Source organism: Desulfoscipio sp. XC116 (assembly GCF_039851975.1).
Lineage (GTDB): Bacteria > Bacillota > Desulfotomaculia > Desulfotomaculales > Desulfallaceae > Sporotomaculum.
The window spans coordinates 192,832-210,498 of the sequence record NZ_CP156660.1 but is presented as its reverse complement, the minus strand read 5'-3'; the positions used below and the strand labels follow the sequence as shown (position 1 = coordinate 210,498).

22 protein-coding genes are annotated in these 17,667 nt (G+C 41.7%); 6 read left to right on the top strand and 16 right to left on the bottom strand.

Annotated features, from left to right (window positions below):
- The first annotated feature begins 289 nt into the window (after nucleotides 1–289).
- On the top strand, nucleotides 290–2,398 hold the full coding sequence (locus tag ABDB91_RS01035) for a PAS domain S-box protein (RefSeq protein WP_347489772.1): 2,109 nt from the start codon (nucleotides 290–292) through the stop codon (nucleotides 2,396–2,398).
- A gap of 13 nt (nucleotides 2,399–2,411) precedes the next feature.
- Nucleotides 2,412–3,053: a response regulator transcription factor gene (locus tag ABDB91_RS01030; protein ID WP_347489771.1), complete on the top strand. Its 642-nt coding sequence runs from the start codon at nucleotides 2,412–2,414 to the stop codon at nucleotides 3,051–3,053.
- 120 nt (nucleotides 3,054–3,173) lie between these two features.
- Here the strand turns inward: ABDB91_RS01030 and yyaC are convergent, their stop codons facing one another.
- The 12 genes from yyaC to ABDB91_RS00970 all read right to left on the bottom strand — a co-directional run bounded on the left by yyaC (nucleotide 3,174) and on the right by ABDB91_RS00970 (nucleotide 10,931).
- Nucleotides 3,174–3,731 carry a spore protease YyaC gene (yyaC, locus tag ABDB91_RS01025; RefSeq protein ID WP_347489770.1) on the bottom strand — a complete coding sequence of 186 codons (558 nt, stop codon included), beginning with the start codon at nucleotides 3,729–3,731 and terminating at the stop codon, nucleotides 3,174–3,176.
- Between the two features lie 252 nt (nucleotides 3,732–3,983).
- A complete protein-coding gene (gene mug, locus ABDB91_RS01020; protein ID WP_347489769.1) occupies nucleotides 3,984–4,487 on the bottom strand; it encodes a G/U mismatch-specific DNA glycosylase in 504 nt (167 codons plus the stop codon).
- Nucleotides 4,481–4,879, bottom strand: coding sequence for a (deoxy)nucleoside triphosphate pyrophosphohydrolase (locus tag ABDB91_RS01015; RefSeq protein WP_347489768.1), 399 nt, complete (start codon nucleotides 4,877–4,879; stop codon nucleotides 4,481–4,483). Before ABDB91_RS01015 ends, mug begins: the two co-directional genes overlap by 7 nt.
- A gap of 129 nt (nucleotides 4,880–5,008) precedes the next feature.
- Complete coding sequence (locus ABDB91_RS01010; RefSeq protein WP_347489767.1) at nucleotides 5,009–5,278, bottom strand: type II toxin-antitoxin system RelE/ParE family toxin; 270 nt, start codon at nucleotides 5,276–5,278, stop codon at nucleotides 5,009–5,011.
- Nucleotides 5,268–5,534, bottom strand: a complete 267-nt coding sequence (locus ABDB91_RS01005) for a type II toxin-antitoxin system Phd/YefM family antitoxin (RefSeq protein ID WP_347489766.1) — start codon at nucleotides 5,532–5,534, stop codon at nucleotides 5,268–5,270. The genes ABDB91_RS01010 and ABDB91_RS01005 overlap by 11 nt, the downstream gene beginning before the upstream one ends.
- Nucleotides 5,535–5,773: 239 nt before the next feature.
- The gene (locus ABDB91_RS01000; protein ID WP_347489765.1) at nucleotides 5,774–6,943 is read right to left on the bottom strand and encodes a glycosyltransferase; all 1,170 of its coding nucleotides are present in this window, start codon (nucleotides 6,941–6,943) and stop codon (nucleotides 5,774–5,776) included.
- 52 nt (nucleotides 6,944–6,995) lie between these two features.
- Nucleotides 6,996–7,586 carry a TetR/AcrR family transcriptional regulator gene (locus ABDB91_RS00995; RefSeq protein ID WP_347489764.1) on the bottom strand — a complete coding sequence of 197 codons (591 nt, stop codon included), beginning with the start codon at nucleotides 7,584–7,586 and terminating at the stop codon, nucleotides 6,996–6,998.
- Nucleotides 7,587–7,826: 240 nt separating this feature from the next.
- Nucleotides 7,827–8,117 carry a type II toxin-antitoxin system RelE/ParE family toxin gene (locus tag ABDB91_RS00990; RefSeq protein ID WP_347489763.1) on the bottom strand — a complete coding sequence of 97 codons (291 nt, stop codon included), beginning with the start codon at nucleotides 8,115–8,117 and terminating at the stop codon, nucleotides 7,827–7,829.
- 1 nt (nucleotide 8,118) lies between these two features.
- Entirely contained in the window at nucleotides 8,119–8,493 is a 375-nt protein-coding gene (locus ABDB91_RS00985; RefSeq protein ID WP_347489762.1) for an AbrB/MazE/SpoVT family DNA-binding domain-containing protein, read from the bottom strand.
- A 194-nt stretch (nucleotides 8,494–8,687) separates the two neighbouring features.
- Nucleotides 8,688–10,085, bottom strand: coding sequence for a M56 family metallopeptidase (locus ABDB91_RS00980; protein WP_347489761.1), 1,398 nt, complete (start codon nucleotides 10,083–10,085; stop codon nucleotides 8,688–8,690).
- A 4-nt stretch (nucleotides 10,086–10,089) separates the two neighbouring features.
- Nucleotides 10,090–10,449 carry a BlaI/MecI/CopY family transcriptional regulator gene (locus tag ABDB91_RS00975; RefSeq protein WP_347489760.1) on the bottom strand — a complete coding sequence of 120 codons (360 nt, stop codon included), beginning with the start codon at nucleotides 10,447–10,449 and terminating at the stop codon, nucleotides 10,090–10,092.
- A gap of 68 nt (nucleotides 10,450–10,517) precedes the next feature.
- Complete coding sequence (locus ABDB91_RS00970) at nucleotides 10,518–10,931, bottom strand: HIT family protein (protein ID WP_347489759.1); 414 nt, start codon at nucleotides 10,929–10,931, stop codon at nucleotides 10,518–10,520.
- A 721-nt stretch (nucleotides 10,932–11,652) separates the two neighbouring features.
- On the opposite strand from ABDB91_RS00970, the gene ABDB91_RS00965 reads away from it, so the two are divergent.
- Nucleotides 11,653–12,666: a hypothetical protein gene (locus tag ABDB91_RS00965; protein WP_347489758.1), complete on the top strand. Its 1,014-nt coding sequence runs from the start codon at nucleotides 11,653–11,655 to the stop codon at nucleotides 12,664–12,666.
- A gap of 321 nt (nucleotides 12,667–12,987) precedes the next feature.
- Here ABDB91_RS00965 and ABDB91_RS00960 read toward each other — a convergent pair whose 3' ends face one another.
- Complete coding sequence (locus ABDB91_RS00960; protein WP_347489757.1) at nucleotides 12,988–13,224, bottom strand: hypothetical protein; 237 nt, start codon at nucleotides 13,222–13,224, stop codon at nucleotides 12,988–12,990.
- 323 nt (nucleotides 13,225–13,547) lie between these two features.
- Between ABDB91_RS00960 and ABDB91_RS00955 the strand changes: the two genes are divergently transcribed.
- The 3 genes from ABDB91_RS00955 to ABDB91_RS00945 are packed head-to-tail and all read left to right on the top strand — an operon-like array spanning nucleotide 13,548 to nucleotide 15,454.
- Nucleotides 13,548–13,913 carry a helix-turn-helix transcriptional regulator gene (locus ABDB91_RS00955; RefSeq protein WP_347489756.1) on the top strand — a complete coding sequence of 122 codons (366 nt, stop codon included), beginning with the start codon at nucleotides 13,548–13,550 and terminating at the stop codon, nucleotides 13,911–13,913.
- Nucleotides 13,891–14,775: an ImmA/IrrE family metallo-endopeptidase gene (locus ABDB91_RS00950; protein WP_347489755.1), complete on the top strand. Its 885-nt coding sequence runs from the start codon at nucleotides 13,891–13,893 to the stop codon at nucleotides 14,773–14,775. The genes ABDB91_RS00955 and ABDB91_RS00950 overlap by 23 nt, the downstream gene beginning before the upstream one ends.
- Nucleotides 14,765–15,454 carry a hypothetical protein gene (locus ABDB91_RS00945; protein ID WP_347489754.1) on the top strand — a complete coding sequence of 230 codons (690 nt, stop codon included), beginning with the start codon at nucleotides 14,765–14,767 and terminating at the stop codon, nucleotides 15,452–15,454. Before ABDB91_RS00950 ends, ABDB91_RS00945 begins: the two co-directional genes overlap by 11 nt.
- Here ABDB91_RS00945 and ABDB91_RS00940 read toward each other — a convergent pair.
- The 3 genes from ABDB91_RS00940 to thiD are packed head-to-tail and all read right to left on the bottom strand — an operon-like array spanning nucleotide 15,451 to nucleotide 17,534.
- The gene (locus tag ABDB91_RS00940) at nucleotides 15,451–16,074 is read right to left on the bottom strand and encodes an MtnX-like HAD-IB family phosphatase (protein ID WP_347489753.1); all 624 of its coding nucleotides are present in this window, start codon (nucleotides 16,072–16,074) and stop codon (nucleotides 15,451–15,453) included. The genes ABDB91_RS00945 and ABDB91_RS00940 overlap by 4 nt on opposite strands.
- 15 nt (nucleotides 16,075–16,089) lie before the next feature.
- Entirely contained in the window at nucleotides 16,090–16,716 is a 627-nt protein-coding gene (thiE, locus tag ABDB91_RS00935) for a thiamine phosphate synthase (protein ID WP_347489752.1), read from the bottom strand.
- Nucleotides 16,716–17,534, bottom strand: coding sequence for a bifunctional hydroxymethylpyrimidine kinase/phosphomethylpyrimidine kinase (gene thiD, locus ABDB91_RS00930; protein WP_347489750.1), 819 nt, complete (start codon nucleotides 17,532–17,534; stop codon nucleotides 16,716–16,718). The genes thiE and thiD overlap by 1 nt, the downstream gene beginning before the upstream one ends.
- Nucleotides 17,535–17,667 lie beyond the last annotated feature (133 nt).

Genomic DNA, 17,667 nt, shown 5'->3' with positions numbered 1-17,667 from the left:
CATTGTACAGCTTTTATATTGAATAAAGCTAAACAACAGCTTGTCCCCGTCCGACATTCACACCATGCACTTCTTTCCCCAATAGCCAGGCTAGAGAAAACAGTATGATTTATAATTTTCTCCAATAACATACGATTCCAAGGGGTTCCGTTTAAAACGGCGGACGCCCCTTGACTCTGGCACCACATTCAGCGCATGAGCATCCTATTAGACTATACCTTATAATATTTGTAGAATTCTGTCGTATTATAGAAAAAGAACGTTAAATAAATCTTAATGGGGTGCATTTATGTACTGGATTATCATTACTGTAACCGCAAAAACTTTGGGCATAATGATATTGGTATTTGTTTATTTTTTTGTCTATACTAAAGACCGGCAGCGATACGTGGGAATCTGGGCTTTAAGCTGGTTTTTTTATTCGCTGCAGCTGTGTATCGGCATTTGGATGATCTCCGACAAACACGAAAACCCGGTTTATTATTTAATACTAACCCAGGTTATGGCCCTTGTCTCCGGAATGGTTTTTCTATGGGGCACCTATGTTTTCCTGGAAAGAAAATTCTCCGGCAAATGGGTCTATGGCTCTATTTTAATAGCCGTCTGGATTATCCGGGCTTCTTTCGTTAATTATCCGTTTTCTTTAATTATATTACCGGTTTATATTTTTTTAGCCGCCGTTTATGTTTTAACAGGGGTCTATTTTCTGCGTTCTCCAAAAATTAAAGGCATTGGCAGACCAATAACCGGGTGGGCATTAATCTTATGGGGTGTTCATAAAGCCAACTATCCTTTGCTGCATCCTTTGGCATGGACGACACCGTGGTGGGATTATCTTCTTACTTCTATCTTAACATTTATTGTTGCTCTCAGTATCTTATTTGTTTATGCCCAAAACATCAGGACTGCGTTAAAGAAAGAACAGGACTTTAGTACCGCCGTACTGAATACGGTGGGCACCATGATAGAAAACATAAATCAAGCAGTCTTTGTTATCGATCAATGCTTTATTTTCACATACATCAGCCCGGCCATTGTAAAAATACTACATTACCAGCCGGAAAAAATAATAGGTATAAGTTTTTTTGAATTAGTACATGAAATTGACAGAGAAAAAGCTCGCTACTGCATTGAGCAGAGTATGAAAGGCTGCCTTGAGACATTCGAGCTTCGCGTGCGAAATGCGAACGGCTGCTTCAGATTTGTAATGATATCCGGTCAACCGTTAAAAAAAGGAAGCCGGTTAACGGAATTAAACGGCGTTATTTCAGATATAACGGAGCAGAAACAAATGGAACAAGCTCTGCGGGAAAGTGAAAAGCTTTATCGTATGCTGGCGGAAAATGTATCCGACGTTATTTGGATAATAGACTTTAACTTGCAGTTCAATTATTTAAGTCCCTCGGCTCAGCGCTCGCTGGGCTATAGCGTGGAAGAAATCAAGGAAATGGAATTGGAAGAGTATATACTACCTTCTTCCATGCATGTAATATTTAAAACTCTTCAGGAGGAATTTGCCAAAGATAAGTATGATGAGTCCGACCCGTTTCGGGAATTTGCGATGGTCCTGGAATTGATGTGCAAAAATAAGTCCATCGCCTGGGCCGAAGTACGAACTACATTTTTACATGATTCCGCCGGGCAGTCATACGCTTTCCTCGGTGTCGCCCGTAATATTAACGAACGTAAAAGAGCGGAAGATAGAGAGGCTGTTTACAGGGAGAGGCTGCAGTCTCTGGCGGTAACCCTTTCCTTGACCGAAGAACGGGAAAGGCGCAGAATTGCCACCGAAATTCATGATTACATCGGACAATCCCTGGCTCTTACAAGTATAAAGCTGGGGTTGTTAAAGAATCTAGTTGAAAAAAAAAATATAGGATTAGTAGAAGAAATTCGTTATTTGGTTGAAGAATCAATCCGTTATACCAGATCCCTGACCTTTGATTTAAGCCCCCCTGTTTTATACGAATTGGGCTTCATAGCGGCCGTTGAATGGCTGTGCGAACAGGTCCAGAGTCGGCACAGACTACTGGTTCGCCTGGAAAAGGACGGAATACCTGAAAATCCGGATAACGAAACACAAGTTATCCTATTCCAGGCGATAAGGGAGCTATTATTTAATATTGTCAAGCATGCTCAGGCTCAAAAAGTTTGGATAAACATTAAAAGCGATACAGAAAACCAAATATCGGTTTCCATTGAAGATGACGGAGTGGGTTTCAACCCATTAAATAAAGGATTAAGAAGGTCGGAGGGATTCGGCCATTTCAGCATTCGCGAAAGGGTAAAGTATCTCGGCGGAAAGTTTGAAATTGAGTCCAGACCAGGTAAGGGAACTCGCGTTTTACTGGAAGCGCCCCTTAACAAAGTAAGTATCATTAATTTAAATCAGAATTAGGAGTGTTGACGTAATGAAAATTATAATTGCTGATAACCACAAGATGATTCGTGACGGCCTTCGGGCATTGCTTGACGGACACCCCAGTATGAATGTAATAGCAGAGGCGGTCAACGGCAGAGAATGCGTACAGGCGGCCAGAGAAACGTCCCCGGAAGTTATTGTTATGGATGTGGCTATGCCCGAACTAAACGGTATCGAAGCCACCCGTCATGTCTTGACCGAGAATCCCGGGATAAAGATAATTGGCTTATCTATGCATTCCGACAGGCGCTATGTAGCGGAAATGTTTAAGGCGGGAGCATGGGGGTACCTGTTAAAGGACTGTGCCTTTGAAGAACTGGTAAGGGCGATAGAATGTGTTACCGCCGGTCAGTATTACCTAAGCCCCAGTGTTACGGGGAGCTTAATTCAAGACTATTTATACAAGAACAATGAAGAAAGTGTCTTTTCCTTGTTAACACCCCGGGAACGAGAAGTACTTCAATTAATAGCGGAAGGCAAAACCACCACTCAGATCGCCGCACTCCTCTTCGTTAGTGAAAAAACCGTAGAAACGCATCGCAGACAAATTATGAAAAAGCTAAAGTTAACAAGCATTGCGGAACTTACTAAATACGCCATCCGGGAAGGCTTAACATCACCTGAAATATAAATAACACTGAAAAGCCATTGCCGGCTTAAGCAGTTTATAGCGGAATCAAGCCATTTACCCGGAGTTATTTACACTTCCCACTGCGGTTCATGTCGTATAAAAAATGCGGTATACTTGCTATTACATATATTTATTGGACGAGCATATTCCTTTTTTCCTTCTATAAGATAAAACGCTTATGGCCCTCGCCAACAAGTTTGAGGCTAACCATACCTTGTTCAGGCTGGCGCAGCCCAATACCAGGAAGTTGGCAAAACCATTAGCCGCTACGTTAAACACTACCGAAGCATCCCCCACCGGAGCCAATTCCCTTTGAAAAGCCGCACCGGGGCAAACAGGTTTTTTGCCAAATAACAAGTTGCCTACATCTTTAAAATGTCCCATGGTTGCATCAATGGCCACTACATAATTTCTATTGTTCAATTGCCTTATTTTTTCTTCCATGTTCTTGGCATGTACCGTATCGTCTAAAGACCCTATTACATTAGGAATGCCTATCCTTTTCAATAGTGTACCGGTTAACGGGCCAAAACAATCACCCGTGCTCAAGTCCGAACCGATACAAAAATACGTTATATTCCTTTCAGGGGGCGGAAGAATTGCTTCCAGGGAAACGACAGCTTTGCTCAGCGCAAACTTATCATCATAATATACTGAGTTCTGCAGTTCATTCTTCACACTATTCCCTCGCCTAATTAACTTTAATTCTAATACTAACATTTTGAATCCTAAGATTATATTATGCTCAAGTATGAGAATTAGTATTAAATTCGACGTCAGAGGATTTAGGACCAAACCAATGTATGAGAAAAGTGACTGCGATAAAAGTGGAAAACGGGGAAAATGTGTTTACTTGGGGAAAGGGATTGGTGAAGATTAATGAACTGTGTTGAAGTGATCGTCAACGCGCTCTCTCTATATTAGATCATCTTATGTAAACTCCTTTAAGCCGCTGTAAATTACTACAACCTCGTCCAGTTTCATGCGTACCAAGCCGCTTGACGAGGGGGCCACAAAGTCGGATACCCCGGATAGCATGGGTTTTTCCTGCTTACCCCAGGGCACATTCCGCCGACCGCTGTATTTTTCATAGACTCCCTTGCCAACAAAGCACACTATACGCGGCCTGTAATACGATATCTTCCGATATAGTTCCGCCGCGCCATCCTTATATTCCTGATTCGTAATATCCGCGGCCGCCCGGGTGGGGCGGGGCACTATATTGGTCATACCATACCCCGATTTCAGCAAACCGACATCCTCCTCCGGCCTGTATTTGCGGGATGTTAGCCCGGCCCTGTGCAAAATGTTCCAGAACCGATTGCTCGGGTTGGCAAAGTGGTGCCCGGTTTCCGAGGAGCGAATGCTGGGGTTATAGCCCACAAAGATTATTCTAAGGTTTTTTTCCAGGATATCCGGAACCGGCTTTAGCATTTTGCTATCCCTATGCCTCTCTCATAGCATTCCCTGACAGGAATATCCGCCGGAGCAAAATCAAATTCCTTTAATTGTTCTTTAGCGGCCCATTCTAACGCCGCATGAAAATTTAATTTTAATTTGCCGCCGGCAATTTCCGCAAGGTAGCATATTAATTCAATTTCGCCGGTCTCGTACTTATAGCAACTGTTCATAAAATGCTTCTTTATCTTAATATCAAGGTTCAGCTCCTCTTTAATCTCCCGCACCAAGCACTGCTCCGGAGTTTCCCCCCGCTCGATTTTCCCGCCCGGGAACTCCCACTTTAAGCCCAGCTTGTCTCCCCCGGGCCTTTGGGCAATAAGAACACGGCCATTCGTTTCAATTATGGCTGCGGTTACTTTTTTCAATATATTACCCCACGATCGTTTTAAATTTGTTCCACTGGACGGTTACAATACTCGATAAAGATTCGTGCATTTAACGCAGCTTCTCTCAACCTATCCAAAACTACAGCCCATAAAGCATAGGAGCTGCTGTCAATAAAATAACTTTGTGTATTCTGTCCTTGTATCAGCAATATGGCAGATGTAAATCACATCCTTAATCTTACGATAGCCTTGTTCATTCAGCCAAGTATCCGGCGTCATAGCACCCGAATCCGGGAAATTCTCCAACCGTTCCATACTACTCAGGATATGCTCGCTTACCTTAATTGCAGTTTGGAAATCAAACTGTATCAAATAATAATCCTCAATCCTTTTTAAATCCTCCCAGGCGGAAGGTAGAATTTCAATTTTAAACTTCATTTGCCCGCTCTCTAAGTTTTCTTCTTGCCTCTGGAATACTGAGGGTTTCCGCTCCACTAATTCTTTCCTGCTCTGCACGCAGAACTTGCGCACGAAGCTGTAAAATCTGTTCCCTCTTTTCAAAGGCATCAATACTCATAAGAACCAAATCCCCCTCGCCATTCTTTGTAATATATATAGGCTCTTTTGTTTCCTTTGCGAGATTTGATATCGTAGAGTAATCATTTCTCAATGCTGCTGATGGTTTTATTATCATAGTTTCACACCCCCCATAGCATTTTCTTGATATAATTATATCTTTATTTTCATACAAAGTGAAGCTGGTTTTGCTATTTACAGAAGTATAACGAATAGAATATCTGGTTAGATTTCTCTTATATTATATGCCTTTGGATTCTTTTACACTTTGGTTATCTGACAGAAGTTAAGCTATTAATCAAGACTACGAGTACAGTTCAGTCACGGAGAAAATGTACGCGATGAACGGACCCGAATCTAGACAACATTCCGTTTTAGAATTTCCACTGGATATTCGGTACCCCGCCATGTAACGCTACCGGTTTTTAAGGTTTTAAACAATGCGATGCCGGAAGCATACATGCTTATTAATCCTTCTATCGGATGGAAGAAAGCATGCCAAGTGGGATTAGCGGAGTATTTCGAAAAAGCCCTGTACATAGCAAAGATTACAAGCACAACCCAAAGACAACTTAATCTTGTGAAGAGATTTCCCGAAAACAAGCCGACAAATGGAAATATATTGATAATAAAACCAAAAGGATATGATAATATTGCTAATAGTGGCCGGTATTCAGACATGCAAAGACAATTTTTTTCAAATCCCTTGATGACCTGTCTTAGATTTTGATACCATTCAATTTGGATTAATTCCTTGCCAAAAGCCATTTCTTGCCTAAACCCATTTTTCTTCACGAGTTTCCCCAATTTAGCATCATCATCAGGCCGTAAAGAAATCGCTTGATGAGTTCCAATGTCCATGTATGTCGATCGTTTAAGGAGATTAAATGCCCCGAGTCCTGTATATTCCGGAGTGTCCGGCATCGAGGCCCTCCAGGGGCGTCCCATAGTTACGATAAGCAGAAAAATATGGGATGCCATAGCTCGACTCAAAAGATTTTTACCCGTAAATCTCGGAATAAGCGTTAAATGATCTAATTTCTTGCTCAGAGCATACTCAACGGCTTGTTGCAGACATGAAGAAGAATAGATAATATCTCCGTCCGTAAATAATAACCAATCACCATGGGCTTGCATGGCTCCCGAATAAAGAGCATGATTCTTTCCCAACCACCCGGAAGGCAGGTCTTTGATGTGCAAGATTTTTAAGTTGGAATATCGGGCTCTTAGGTCATCTAAAATATTTCCTGTATTATCGGTTGAACGGTCATTGACAACGATCACTTCATAATTTCGGTAATTTTGCCCCATGAGTGATTCTACGGCGCTTCCGATGGCATCCTCTTCATTACATGCCGCAACAATGATGGAAACCGAAGGCAGTGAAGAGGCGGGTTCCTGTTTGGAAATCAATTTTTGTCCGCTGCTCAGGATAGTCATCTTTTTTAACCCGGCAAACAATTGAAAGGCTAACCATGTCCATAGCAGAACATTAATAATCGCTAGAATAAGATAGACTGTTTGCATTTCAATCCTCCCGCAATCCGAACGTTCGGTATAATAAGGGGCAAAAGAAAAGCTAACTTTTAATTCCCGTGAGAAAAACTGAAATTCCCTTTTGATAAAGAGATTTCAGTTCACTATCTTCCATAGTTCCAAAATGATTGCTTATGCCGTTTAGTATACCAACCAAGATTAAAGTAAGGTCCCTGGTTTTTTCTTTTTTAAATTCTCCTTTTTGCATCCCTTCTTCCAGTAAGTCGTCTACGGTTTCATAGACCAGGTCGGATACTTCACTTATCCGGTTAAGAATTTCCGGATCGGCTTCTTGCGCCGCCATAAATTCATGTTGAGCTTTCAGTAAGGGATAAGTCTGAAAATGTTTAATAAAATGAGTGAAATGGCCATACAGCTTGTCGGCACAAGTTTTATAATCAGCGGCAATAGCTTTCCAATCCGCGGCCCATTCCAAGATGCCCTGCTCAACAAGGTACAGAAAAAGATGGTCTTTACTTTTAAAATGGTAATAGATACTGCCTTTGCTGCTGCCTGTTGCTTTACAAAGATCGTCAATAGAGGTAGCGGCATAACCTTTTTGCGCAAATAGTTCTTTGGCCTGAGCTGCGATTCGCTCTTTTGTTTGTTCACTTTCAAAGCGGCGTCTATTCAAAAGAATACCCCTAATCATACCGAACGTTTTGTTTAATTAAGGATAACATATAAATTCATTTATTTCAACAGGGGTAATTTTTACTGCATAAAGCATAAGAACTACTGTCTATAGAACAACTTTGTGTATTCCGTCTTTGTAACGGCCTCTAAATGTTCCTTAAAAATGAACGTTAGGAAACATCTCTTTACATATCTTAGCACGAATTTACTTAAATCTTGGTGATTACTTAAGTATCAGCTACTTCATATATCGCTTTAATTTATTATAAAAATTTTCCCTTGTCCCAGCCAAAATCACAACTACCATTTGCCCATCTTCTCCATAAATTTTATAAGCAAGCTCATAATTGGTTTTGCTGTAGCAAATATTATAACAATATACCCCGGCCAAATCACCTGTTTTTAATTCTCCAATGTACGGGTCACTGCTTATTTCATTAAGAGCGCTTTGGAATGCTTTTTTCAGGTCTTTTTCTTTGACCTTTTTCAAGTATCTCCCGGCGGCTCCCGTGAAACGGATTTCATACACCTTACCTGTCCTCCGCTTCAAAAATATCAGCCATTTTTAGACCTTTTTTCTCACCCTTTGCAATGCTGTCTGCCTCACTGATTAGTTTATCCATAGCGGAAGCAATGTTTTTATTCATTTCCTTAAACTTGGCGAGAAGTTCCTGGCCCGTCAACCCTTGAGCAATTAAATCTGCAAGAATTTGCTCGGCGAACTCACTTCCTGTGTTTTCGTTAATAGGACGTATAACAATAGCATTGTTTTGTAAAATGCATTCAGCTTCATTACTGAAACCCAACGCCTCATAATATTTTTGCGGTATTGTCACCTGCCTTTTACCGGAAATACTAATAATCTTACGTTCCACTGAACTTCTCCTAACTGAGTTAGTCGCCATTTTCATATCTCCTTACAGTATATGTTCAAATTTTTGCAATCATGCATATTTCTTTGATTTCATTATAACCAAGAAAATGAGCAAAATCAATTTTTCTGCTCGTCACATAAACGATCACTATATCTATTCAAAAATGATGTTTGCATTAATCTAGCTTAAAACCACTGCCGGTGGCGGTATGACCTGTGCACGGGCTACTTTAGTTTCTTCAAATTAGCACTTTTTTTCATCGGCTCCAGCATTTTTATGAGCCTTTCAAATTGTTCCGGCGACTCCGAGTAGGACCATACGTCACCGTCGGCGAACATATCGGCAGCATCACGAGTAAACTGTATTGAGTAGGGATTGACCCCGTCGTCAAGCACAAACGTAATACATTCAACATTGTGTATCAGCGCAAACATTATTATAGCGTTTTTGCGGAACGGGTCTGCATTAAGAGCGCCTGTATGAAAATCCCGCCTTTCCGCATCGGTGTCAAAGTTAATGGTGATCATTAGCGGAGCACCGTCAGTCTGCAGCTCAAAGGAGTTGTATTTTACTTTATCGGGATATTCGAGTGCGTTAATGATGCCACCAACCTTTGAGTTGTTCCCAACATACTCGGTCCTGTACTTTAGGAGGCCCGCGGCAGTACTTTCCCGAGGTCGGCTGTTGTCTCGAGGATTGGTTGCCAGCCCCGCACCGACCGCCAATACCACAACCAATGCCGCAACAATTATCCAAAAGGCGGATTTCTTATAATTCAACACATTCTTTATCCTGCTTTTCACATCGCCCTCACCAAAGGCCAGCGGCATCCCGGCGACAATTTTTCCGCCCGTGGCCAGGCTCAATAAAGATGCGGAGTATTCTTTGCGTATGTCCGTATCCATATGCTTGATCACGCTTTCGTCACAGGACATTTCCATGTCCTTCACACACAGGATAAACGCCAGCCAAACCAGGGGGTTAAACCAATGAACGGTGAGGACAAGAAACGCGACAATTTTTATAATATGGTCAAAGCGTCCGATATGCGTCTGTTCATGCAAAACGATATAACCCTGCTCCCGTTCCGAAAGCATGGACGGCAAATAGATTTTCGGGCGTATCATACCCATTACAAAAGGGGACGCAATATGATCGGCCAGGTAAATATTGCCGCGCAATTTCACCGCGCCGACCAGTTTGGAACGCAAGCGGAGAAGAGATATCAGACTGTAAATCAGCAATACGGCAATCCCCGCCAGCCAGATCATACCGCCCGCAAAGGCCCATATTTGCATGGGGTTGACACTAGCGCCCGGCAGGGCTGTTTGTGTTGACAAAATCGGATTGGCCGCGTTATCCACAAGATTTATGCCCGTATTGATTTGCGGAGCCTCCGCATACATAATATGGGCGGGTATCGGATTGGCGTTTATAAAAAGCAGGCTGAACAAACTCTCAAAAGAAAACGGACAGACCAGCCGGAACAGAACGACGCTCCACAACGCGTAAGAAAATATTTTCGGAGTTTTTTTCAAAAACAGCCTGGCAACCAGAACAAAAAGCACTGCATAGCCTGCCGTCAAGCTCATATTCAAAACTTGTATAAATAGAGCGTCCATTTCCTCACCCCTTATGCCGATTGATTAACTTTTGCAGCTGGTTAATCTCATTATCGCTCATTTTTTTACGCGTCGTAAACGCCGCTAAAAAAAGGGGGAGCGACCCGCCAAAAGTTTCTTTGACAAATTGCTCGCTTTGCAAGGCCTGAAATTCCGGCCTGGTTATGATCGAAGAAACGACGCCGTCTTTATTTTGAAATATCTTTCGTTGGCATATACGCCTCAGCATTGTATAAGTAGTCGACTTTTTCCAACTAAACTCTTTTGCGCAGAGCTTAACCAACTGGCCCGATGTGATAGGCTCGTGCTCCCACATCAGTTCGGCAAATTTTGTTTCCATAGCGCCCAGTTTATAATTTTCCAAAATAATCACCTCTTTGGTCTAACACCGTTAGACCGCATGATCAGCATACTATCGTTTAAACCAGGCTGTCAATATCGTTTAAAGAAATTATTGGGCAATTCCCCTTCCTCAAGATATGGCACAATGCTTTTTTTAATTCTTCTAATGCCGCCCCTCGGGTCCTCCACGTCACCCTCATAGCGCGGTATAATGTGGTAATGCAAATGAAAAATTGTCTGACCGGCAGACCGGCCGACATTGACTCCGATATTAAAACCAGCGGGATTAAATCTAATTTGCAATATATCCTTAACTTCAAAAATTAGCTTATTTATATCCATAATTTCCTGCCAGTCAGCATCAAAGAACGTCTCTACGTGACGTTTGGGCACAACAAGCACGTGTCCCTTATTAACCGGATATTTATCAAAGAAAGCTAGCGCCAACTTATTTTCCGCAATTATTTCGGTTTCCGGTTTTCCACAAAAAATACATCCCTGCATTAGGCGACCTCCTTTAAAAGCAAAACCCCTGGAAACCCAGAGGCTTGCTTAGCAATTAACCCGGACTTTAGACAGTATCTACCAAACAATTGAAATAGCATAAGAAGCTGGGCGCTCAGCCAGATCTTTGCCATAATACATATTTCCATGATTCCATTATAAACAGGAAAATTGCTGAAATCAATTTTCCTTCTCGCCACATAAACGATCACTATATCCATTCAAATAATGTTTGCATTTCTTCTCCATGAGCCAGATGCCTGCAATTCCAGGTTAGAAGATAACCCAAATTATATAGCAATATGCACAGCATCCAATGCTGATTTTTTTGGAATACCAAGCACAGTTTGATATTCCTTTGCCATTTTCCCTACTTCTTCGGTCGCGGGTAATATTTCAAGCTTTATGAAGTAGGAATTGAGGCAGTAACTAGATATAATAATTACAATGATGAACATAACACAGATTTATGGAGCTTATCATGTGCTGATGATGCAGTTGAGGGATAATTAATGGACCTTGCAGCAATTCTGATGATTGAGAATGGGAAAACACAGCAAGAATATTTGGCGCCTTGGCTTCAAGAAATGACTATTTATGGGAATCCGGCGACGTTTCTCGCGATCCTAAACCATATACTTCAGATCCTGAAAGTTACGAACATTGGGACTATGATCTAAACTGGTAATTAATAAGGTGAATTAAGGAGGGCAATCTTTTCATGAAGAAAAACAAATTAGTTTTCTTTACATTATTAATCGCGTTTTTAATTTTATGTTTTGGTACTGTAAAGCTTAATAACCTACACGCGACAAACGATTTGCCTAAACTAGAATCTATCGCATTAGACAAAACCGGATCTAATGGAAAGCTAGCCGAATTAACCTTAAAGACAAATCCTCCTCAAATGCCCCAATCAATGAAAGTATACAAAGTAATTAATCCTGAGCTTCAATTAGCGGACATAAGAGAAACAGCAAATAAACTAAAAATTAATAGTAATGTTGAAGAACGCAACATAGATTTTAGAGTTTTTTCTGCAGATGGAGATTATATTGTAGATCGTTCCACAGGCTCTTTTTCTTATATGACGCAGGACTTTACAATGAACACAGATCCAATAAGTATTTTAAATAATAAAGAATACGTTAATCTGGCTAAAAATTTCCTGCAGGAAAAAGGATTATTTAAAGAAGAGGCCTTTTTTAAAAGTATAAACGAGCATACAGTCACCTCGAAAGTTTACGGCAAAGAAGTAACAAAACCTTTTATGGTAGAAGTCATGTTTTCTAGAAATCTTAACAATTATACTTGGACCGGCGTCGGTCCAAAGATATCTGTTTACTTTGGTGATCATGGTAAAGTTATTGGAGCCGCCTCAGTTTGGCGCGATGTTGAAGAATTTGAGGATTATCCTTTAATTTCACCTCAACAGGCGATAAAGCAAATAGAAAAAGGTAATGCCACTGTTTTTCTTGAAAACGTATATGAAGCAACTGGTGAAATAGAAAATATTGAATTAATATATCTTAACAAACCTCTAGGGTATGAACAAAAATACGTTATTCCCCATTATATGTTTCAAGGTCACACCTCAACTGGACATAAGTTTAAAACAATTACATGTGCTGTTCCACAACGATATATTACAGAAATTCCACATAAAGACAATAAAGTAGAATCCACTCCAAGAATGGAGAGAAAACTTACCCCGGATGATCCTGATGAATATTAACAATCCATTCAAAAATAATGTTTGAGAAGCATGACGGAAGTAAAGTGGGAAATAATCCAAAAGATTTTTGGACGGAAAATAAAAACAGTCCGGAAGCCTTTTAGCCACCGGACTGTTTTTTTATAAAAGACATCCATGCCACTTGCACGGCACCAGCAGAAGATGAAAATCAGCTTAGTCTGTCATTGCGAAAAGCAAAGCGATGTGGCAATAACATGTTGGGCCATTTTACGCAGTTTGGGATTGCTTCGCTTGCGCTCGTGCGCTCGCAATGACAGTTGCAAGCATACCGCGTCAGCAACATGTAAGTCTGACACAATACTAATGGACAACCGGACCTTCATAATCAATTTCACTAAGATCAATAAAGTTTTTCTCCTTACGATCCATCTCGGATAAGCGGTCATCCAAACGCTTGCGCTTCCTGGGAGCCGGTTGACCCGGCGCTATCTCCCCCGGCCGGCCATATTTTCTTTGCAATTCCTTTAGTTCATGCGGTAAAAGATAGTAACTGGCGGCATTAAATTGTTTTTGTTTTTGAGATTTTTCATAATTCATTTTCATGCTCACCTCGGCTGAAATTTATTTTGTTCGGAAATGCAAGCCCTCGGCCTCAAGCCTTTGTATATTTTACAACCAGTGAACCCGCTTTTTTAGTTTAAATATTTTTTAAAGATGTAAACGTGTAAATTAACAGCTTAAGTGGCATGTAAAGTGTAGGCAGAGTTTATTTACTATATTACCCCGTGCATTTTTATGTTATTTAAAATTACATTATCATATTTTTGGACTTGATTCATCCCGCGATTGACTTGTGATGTTATTTCTAGTATCATCTAATTTAAAAAGGGCATACTATGTACTGAAGGGAGGCCCTAAAAATGAGAAAATTATCGACTGCAAAACTTGCAGAAACCGTAAAATTAAAACGCGAAGAAAAAAAGTTAACCCAAGAACAATTAAGTAATCTTACCGGCATCAATAGAGTTATGATAGGTCGCATAGAACGCGAAAATTTTATTCCGTCTATTACCCAATTTGAATCTTTAGCTAACACACTTGACTTTGAAATTACTGATATGTTCATTGAAAAGCAAGAGACAAACTCTTTTATTGCATTACGTAGCGAAGCATTAAGCGAAAATGAAAAAGAAGGTGTCGAGAAGCTTTTCAAAATGATGCTAACTCTTAGGCAGCAAATATTATTAAGGAGCAAATTTAAAAATGCAACCCCCAATCGCGCTTGATAAACTGCAGATTAACAGAATCAAAAGGCTTGCTGAAATAAAGAGACGTACATTAGGTTTTGTAGGCGACACACCGATTGCCAGTCAAATATTTACTATTCTTGAGAACATGAACATTTTGTTACTGGAATACCCCATTAAATCAGAAGGTGAAAAACCAGCTTTTTCTGCTGTTCTTATGTACTCTAAAGAAAGTAACGAAGAGCTGATTTTCATTGGCTTAAATACCGCCGACTATTTTGATAGGCAGGTTTTTGCTGTTGCTCACGAACTTTATCATTTTTATACTAAAACCGGGTCACATCTTAGTCGTGTTGCCGAAGAGGAGAATTTGTTGGCTGAAGCTGAGGCTAATCGATTTGCTGCGGAATTTTTACTGCCTGAAAGCATATTAGAGCACATTATTCTTAACGAATTTAAAGACTCTTCACTTAAAAAAGTACAGATCAAGACATTATTACGTTTCATCGCCAGACTACAATGTACTTGGTGGCTCCCATATCGTTCGCTAGTCAGAAGATTAAAAGAAATTGATGTTATTTCTAATCAACAATACGAACAACTCTATTCCATCAATGAGCGTAATATGGATGAAGAATACGGACGCATGGGCAGAGCCATTAACAACGAAATTTTTTTAAAGCTTAACACCGCTACCAATAACATTGGCACCTCACCCAAAGACATCGAAGTGATTATACGAAACTTTGAGGACAACATTATAGATGAAGATAAATTCATAAACACCCTAAGCCTTTTCAACAAAAACCCCCATGATTATGGTTATAATATCGAAGTTTCTGACGAAGATGCAAATGAATTTGAAGAATTCTTTAATGGGGAGGTTAGAGATGAACGTTGATCTAACCTCCCCAAACCCAGCCCTTATAAGTATTTTAAGACATCCAGATCAAACCATTACTTTGGATGCCAACTTTCTCATTCCTCCCGACAGAAGCAAATATACAAAAAGGGGTTTTGATTTTCCTCTTTTTCAACAGGTATGGCTTGATCCAATATTCCAAGCGTTCCCTAATTTAGCAATTCACGAAACTGTTTATGATGAGTTGGTAATGCCATCAGAACAAGCTTATATCCAGACAATTATAAATGATAGACCATCACGCCTGATTATTCATAAAGACTCAAGACTAACTCCTGAAGAACAAGTGATCAGAAATTCCATTGAAGCAAAGATCTATCCTTTAACAAGATATGACCCATTGCTTAACAACAAAGATGACCGTGGCGAAGTTAAAACGCTTGCTTATATAGCTGTAAAGGGATTGCCATATTTTGCCGCACATGATTCAAATGCTATCCAGCTAATCGAAAAGGCAGAAGAATGGTCGACGGGCCTTGATAATATCCAGGCCATTAAAATGTATGAAATCATTTTTTATCTTTGTAAAACAAATACAGGTAATAAGAAAGCATTAAGAATGCTATACAAGTATCAATATTATCTAACCCAACACGAACAAAAGATAAATCCGGAATGGGGACAATTTGTTAAAGCTATGGAAACTCTCTACCTTTAACTCAGCTTTTCAAGTACGTCGGTGAAACTGGTGACGGGTACGGCGGAAATCCCCTCGGCCCGACAGTATTCAAGCAGCCGCCCCTTGGCGAATACGAGATTGCTGTGAGCGGCGGGGCAGGTGTCGGAGGTGCCGTCCCCCACATAAATCACCTGGCTGCCCGGTTCGGCTAAACGCTCCAGCAGGGAACGTTTACACGTACCACACAAACCGCACTCCCGGTTATAGTAGGTGCAACTGATACGAAACCCTTCCTCATACACCAGATGGTTGGCATAATAAGGAATTTCAAAGCCATACTTTTTTAGTATGTATTCAATGCAAAAGTCGTAGCCGTCGCTTAATATATAAACCGGATAGCCTTCTTGGCGGCAAAAATCAATGAAAGCCTCAAAGCCCTCGTCAATCTTAATTGTATTAAGCAGCTTGCGCAGATCATCCAAGGTGGCGCGAAAGAGCTGAAACGTCCTGTTGGCGCATTCCTCGGTAGATATTTTCCTTTGCTCCCACAACTCGTTTATTTGCTGCCAGCCATCGCCGGCAAAGGCCTCCACCATAGCCTGGCAGGTATCCGTTTGGGTAATGGTCCCGTCAAAGTCAACAAAGAACACCTTCTTCATCGGCTGCACCTTTCATTATCCTTTTCGCCAAGCATCACAAAGCTCCCTAGAGGTACGGGCCGGGTCACCGCTGCCCAGGATGCCCGAGACAATAGACACGCCATCCGCGCCCGATTTTTTGACTTCCCTTATATTGTTCAAGTTAATACCGCCTATCCCCACAACGGGAATAGACACCGACTCCTTGATACTCCGCAGCCCTTCCATGCCCAGCGGTTCGACAGTGACCGCCTTGGTTGTGGTAGTATAAACAGGACCCGCTCCCAGGTAATCAGCCCCGTTCTTTGCCCCGTATATGGCTTCTTCAATATCGGAAACAGAATAACCGATTATTTTTTGCGGTCCCAGCAAGCGGCGGGCCACCTGAACAGGCAAGTCCTCCCGACCGATATGGATACCGTCGGCGTCAACAGCCAGAGCAATGTCCAGCCGGTCGTTGATCAGTAACGGCACTTTATATTTGACGGTGAGATCCTTTAGAGCCAGGGCAGTTTGATAAAAATCACGGCTGGAGATTTCCTTCTCTCTCAGCTGTACCAGGGTTACCCCCCCGCGCAAGGCGGATTCCACCGCCTGGAACAGATCCCGGCCTTCAAGAATAGCCCGGTCGGTAACCAGGTATAAACTATAATCACATGGCATTATCTTTCACCTCCGCCGTTGATCCCGTCACTATTACTGTAAAACCGATAAAAATGATGGGTCGGCCCCACCCCTTGCCCCAGTGGAAAGGCGTGGGCTATAGCCCCGCTGATGTATTCCTTGGCCCCGGCCACAGCCTCCTCCACCGGATGTCCTTTAGCCAGAAAGGCCGCGATAGCCGAGGAAAAGGTGCAGCCCGTGCCATGGGTATGTGCAGTGGGTATTCTGCCGCTCGCAAAATGGCGGAAAGTATTTCCGTCATACAGGACATCAACGGCGTCGCCCTCCAGGTGCCCGCCTTTAACCGCCACATTATTCGCACCCAACGATTTTATTGCCACAGCGGCCTTCTCCATGGCGGGCAAAGTTGATATTTTCTCCCCGATGATAGTCTCCGCCTCCAAAAGATTGGGCGTGACCACCTCGGCTAAGGGTAAAAGCTCTTTTATTAAAGCATCCCGGGCTTGAGGCTGCAAAAGATTACAGCCGCTTTTAGAGATCATTACCGGGTCCAAAACAATTTTTTGGGCCTTGTGTCTAAGCAAAGATTCAGCAATAACCGCAATAATGGCGGCATTGGAAACCATACCGATTTTAACGGCATCTACCTTGATGTCCTCGAAAACCGCGTTTATTTGATCCCTGACAATCTCCGGGTCCAGCTCCCGGACATTATATACGCCCCGGGTATTTTGAGCGGTTACCGCTGTTATTACACTCATACCGTAAGTGCCCAAAGCACTGAAAGTTTTCAGGTCGGCTTGTATACCGGCCCCTCCGCAGGAATCGGAGCCCGCTATGGTTAAAACTTTAATCACTTTATATAAACATTCCTTTCTTGAGGCACAGAACGCAGGAAAGAATTTCTTTCAGATCCTTCAAAATGCCCCGCCGTTTTCAGTCTGCAGCAGTATCAAATCCTGATCAAATGCCAAGACTCTCACTTCTATA

Coding starts and splice junctions, on each gene's coding strand:
- ABDB91_RS01035 (WP_347489772.1), top strand. CDS start 290: ATGTACTGGATTATCATTACTGTAACCGCAAAAACTTTGGGCATAATG.
- ABDB91_RS01030 (WP_347489771.1), top strand. CDS start 2,412: ATGAAAATTATAATTGCTGATAACCACAAGATGATTCGTGACGGCCTT.
- mug (WP_347489769.1), bottom strand. CDS start 4,487: ATGCTAAAGCCGGTTCCGGATATCCTGGAAAAAAACCTTAGAATAATC.
- ABDB91_RS01010 (WP_347489767.1), bottom strand. CDS start 5,278: ATGAAGTTTAAAATTGAAATTCTACCTTCCGCCTGGGAGGATTTAAAA.
- ABDB91_RS01005 (WP_347489766.1), bottom strand. CDS start 5,534: ATGATAATAAAACCATCAGCAGCATTGAGAAATGATTACTCTACGATA.
- ABDB91_RS01000 (WP_347489765.1), bottom strand. CDS start 6,943: ATGCAAACAGTCTATCTTATTCTAGCGATTATTAATGTTCTGCTATGG.
- ABDB91_RS00985 (WP_347489762.1), bottom strand. CDS start 8,493: ATGGCGACTAACTCAGTTAGGAGAAGTTCAGTGGAACGTAAGATTATT.
- ABDB91_RS00980 (WP_347489761.1), bottom strand. CDS start 10,085: ATGGACGCTCTATTTATACAAGTTTTGAATATGAGCTTGACGGCAGGC.
- ABDB91_RS00970 (WP_347489759.1), bottom strand. CDS start 10,931: ATGCAGGGATGTATTTTTTGTGGAAAACCGGAAACCGAAATAATTGCG.
- ABDB91_RS00965 (WP_347489758.1), top strand. CDS start 11,653: ATGAAGAAAAACAAATTAGTTTTCTTTACATTATTAATCGCGTTTTTA.
- ABDB91_RS00960 (WP_347489757.1), bottom strand. CDS start 13,224: ATGAATTATGAAAAATCTCAAAAACAAAAACAATTTAATGCCGCCAGT.
- ABDB91_RS00955 (WP_347489756.1), top strand. CDS start 13,548: ATGAGAAAATTATCGACTGCAAAACTTGCAGAAACCGTAAAATTAAAA.
- ABDB91_RS00950 (WP_347489755.1), top strand. CDS start 13,891: ATGCAACCCCCAATCGCGCTTGATAAACTGCAGATTAACAGAATCAAA.
- ABDB91_RS00945 (WP_347489754.1), top strand. CDS start 14,765: ATGAACGTTGATCTAACCTCCCCAAACCCAGCCCTTATAAGTATTTTA.
- ABDB91_RS00940 (WP_347489753.1), bottom strand. CDS start 16,074: ATGAAGAAGGTGTTCTTTGTTGACTTTGACGGGACCATTACCCAAACG.
- thiE (WP_347489752.1), bottom strand. CDS start 16,716: ATGCCATGTGATTATAGTTTATACCTGGTTACCGACCGGGCTATTCTT.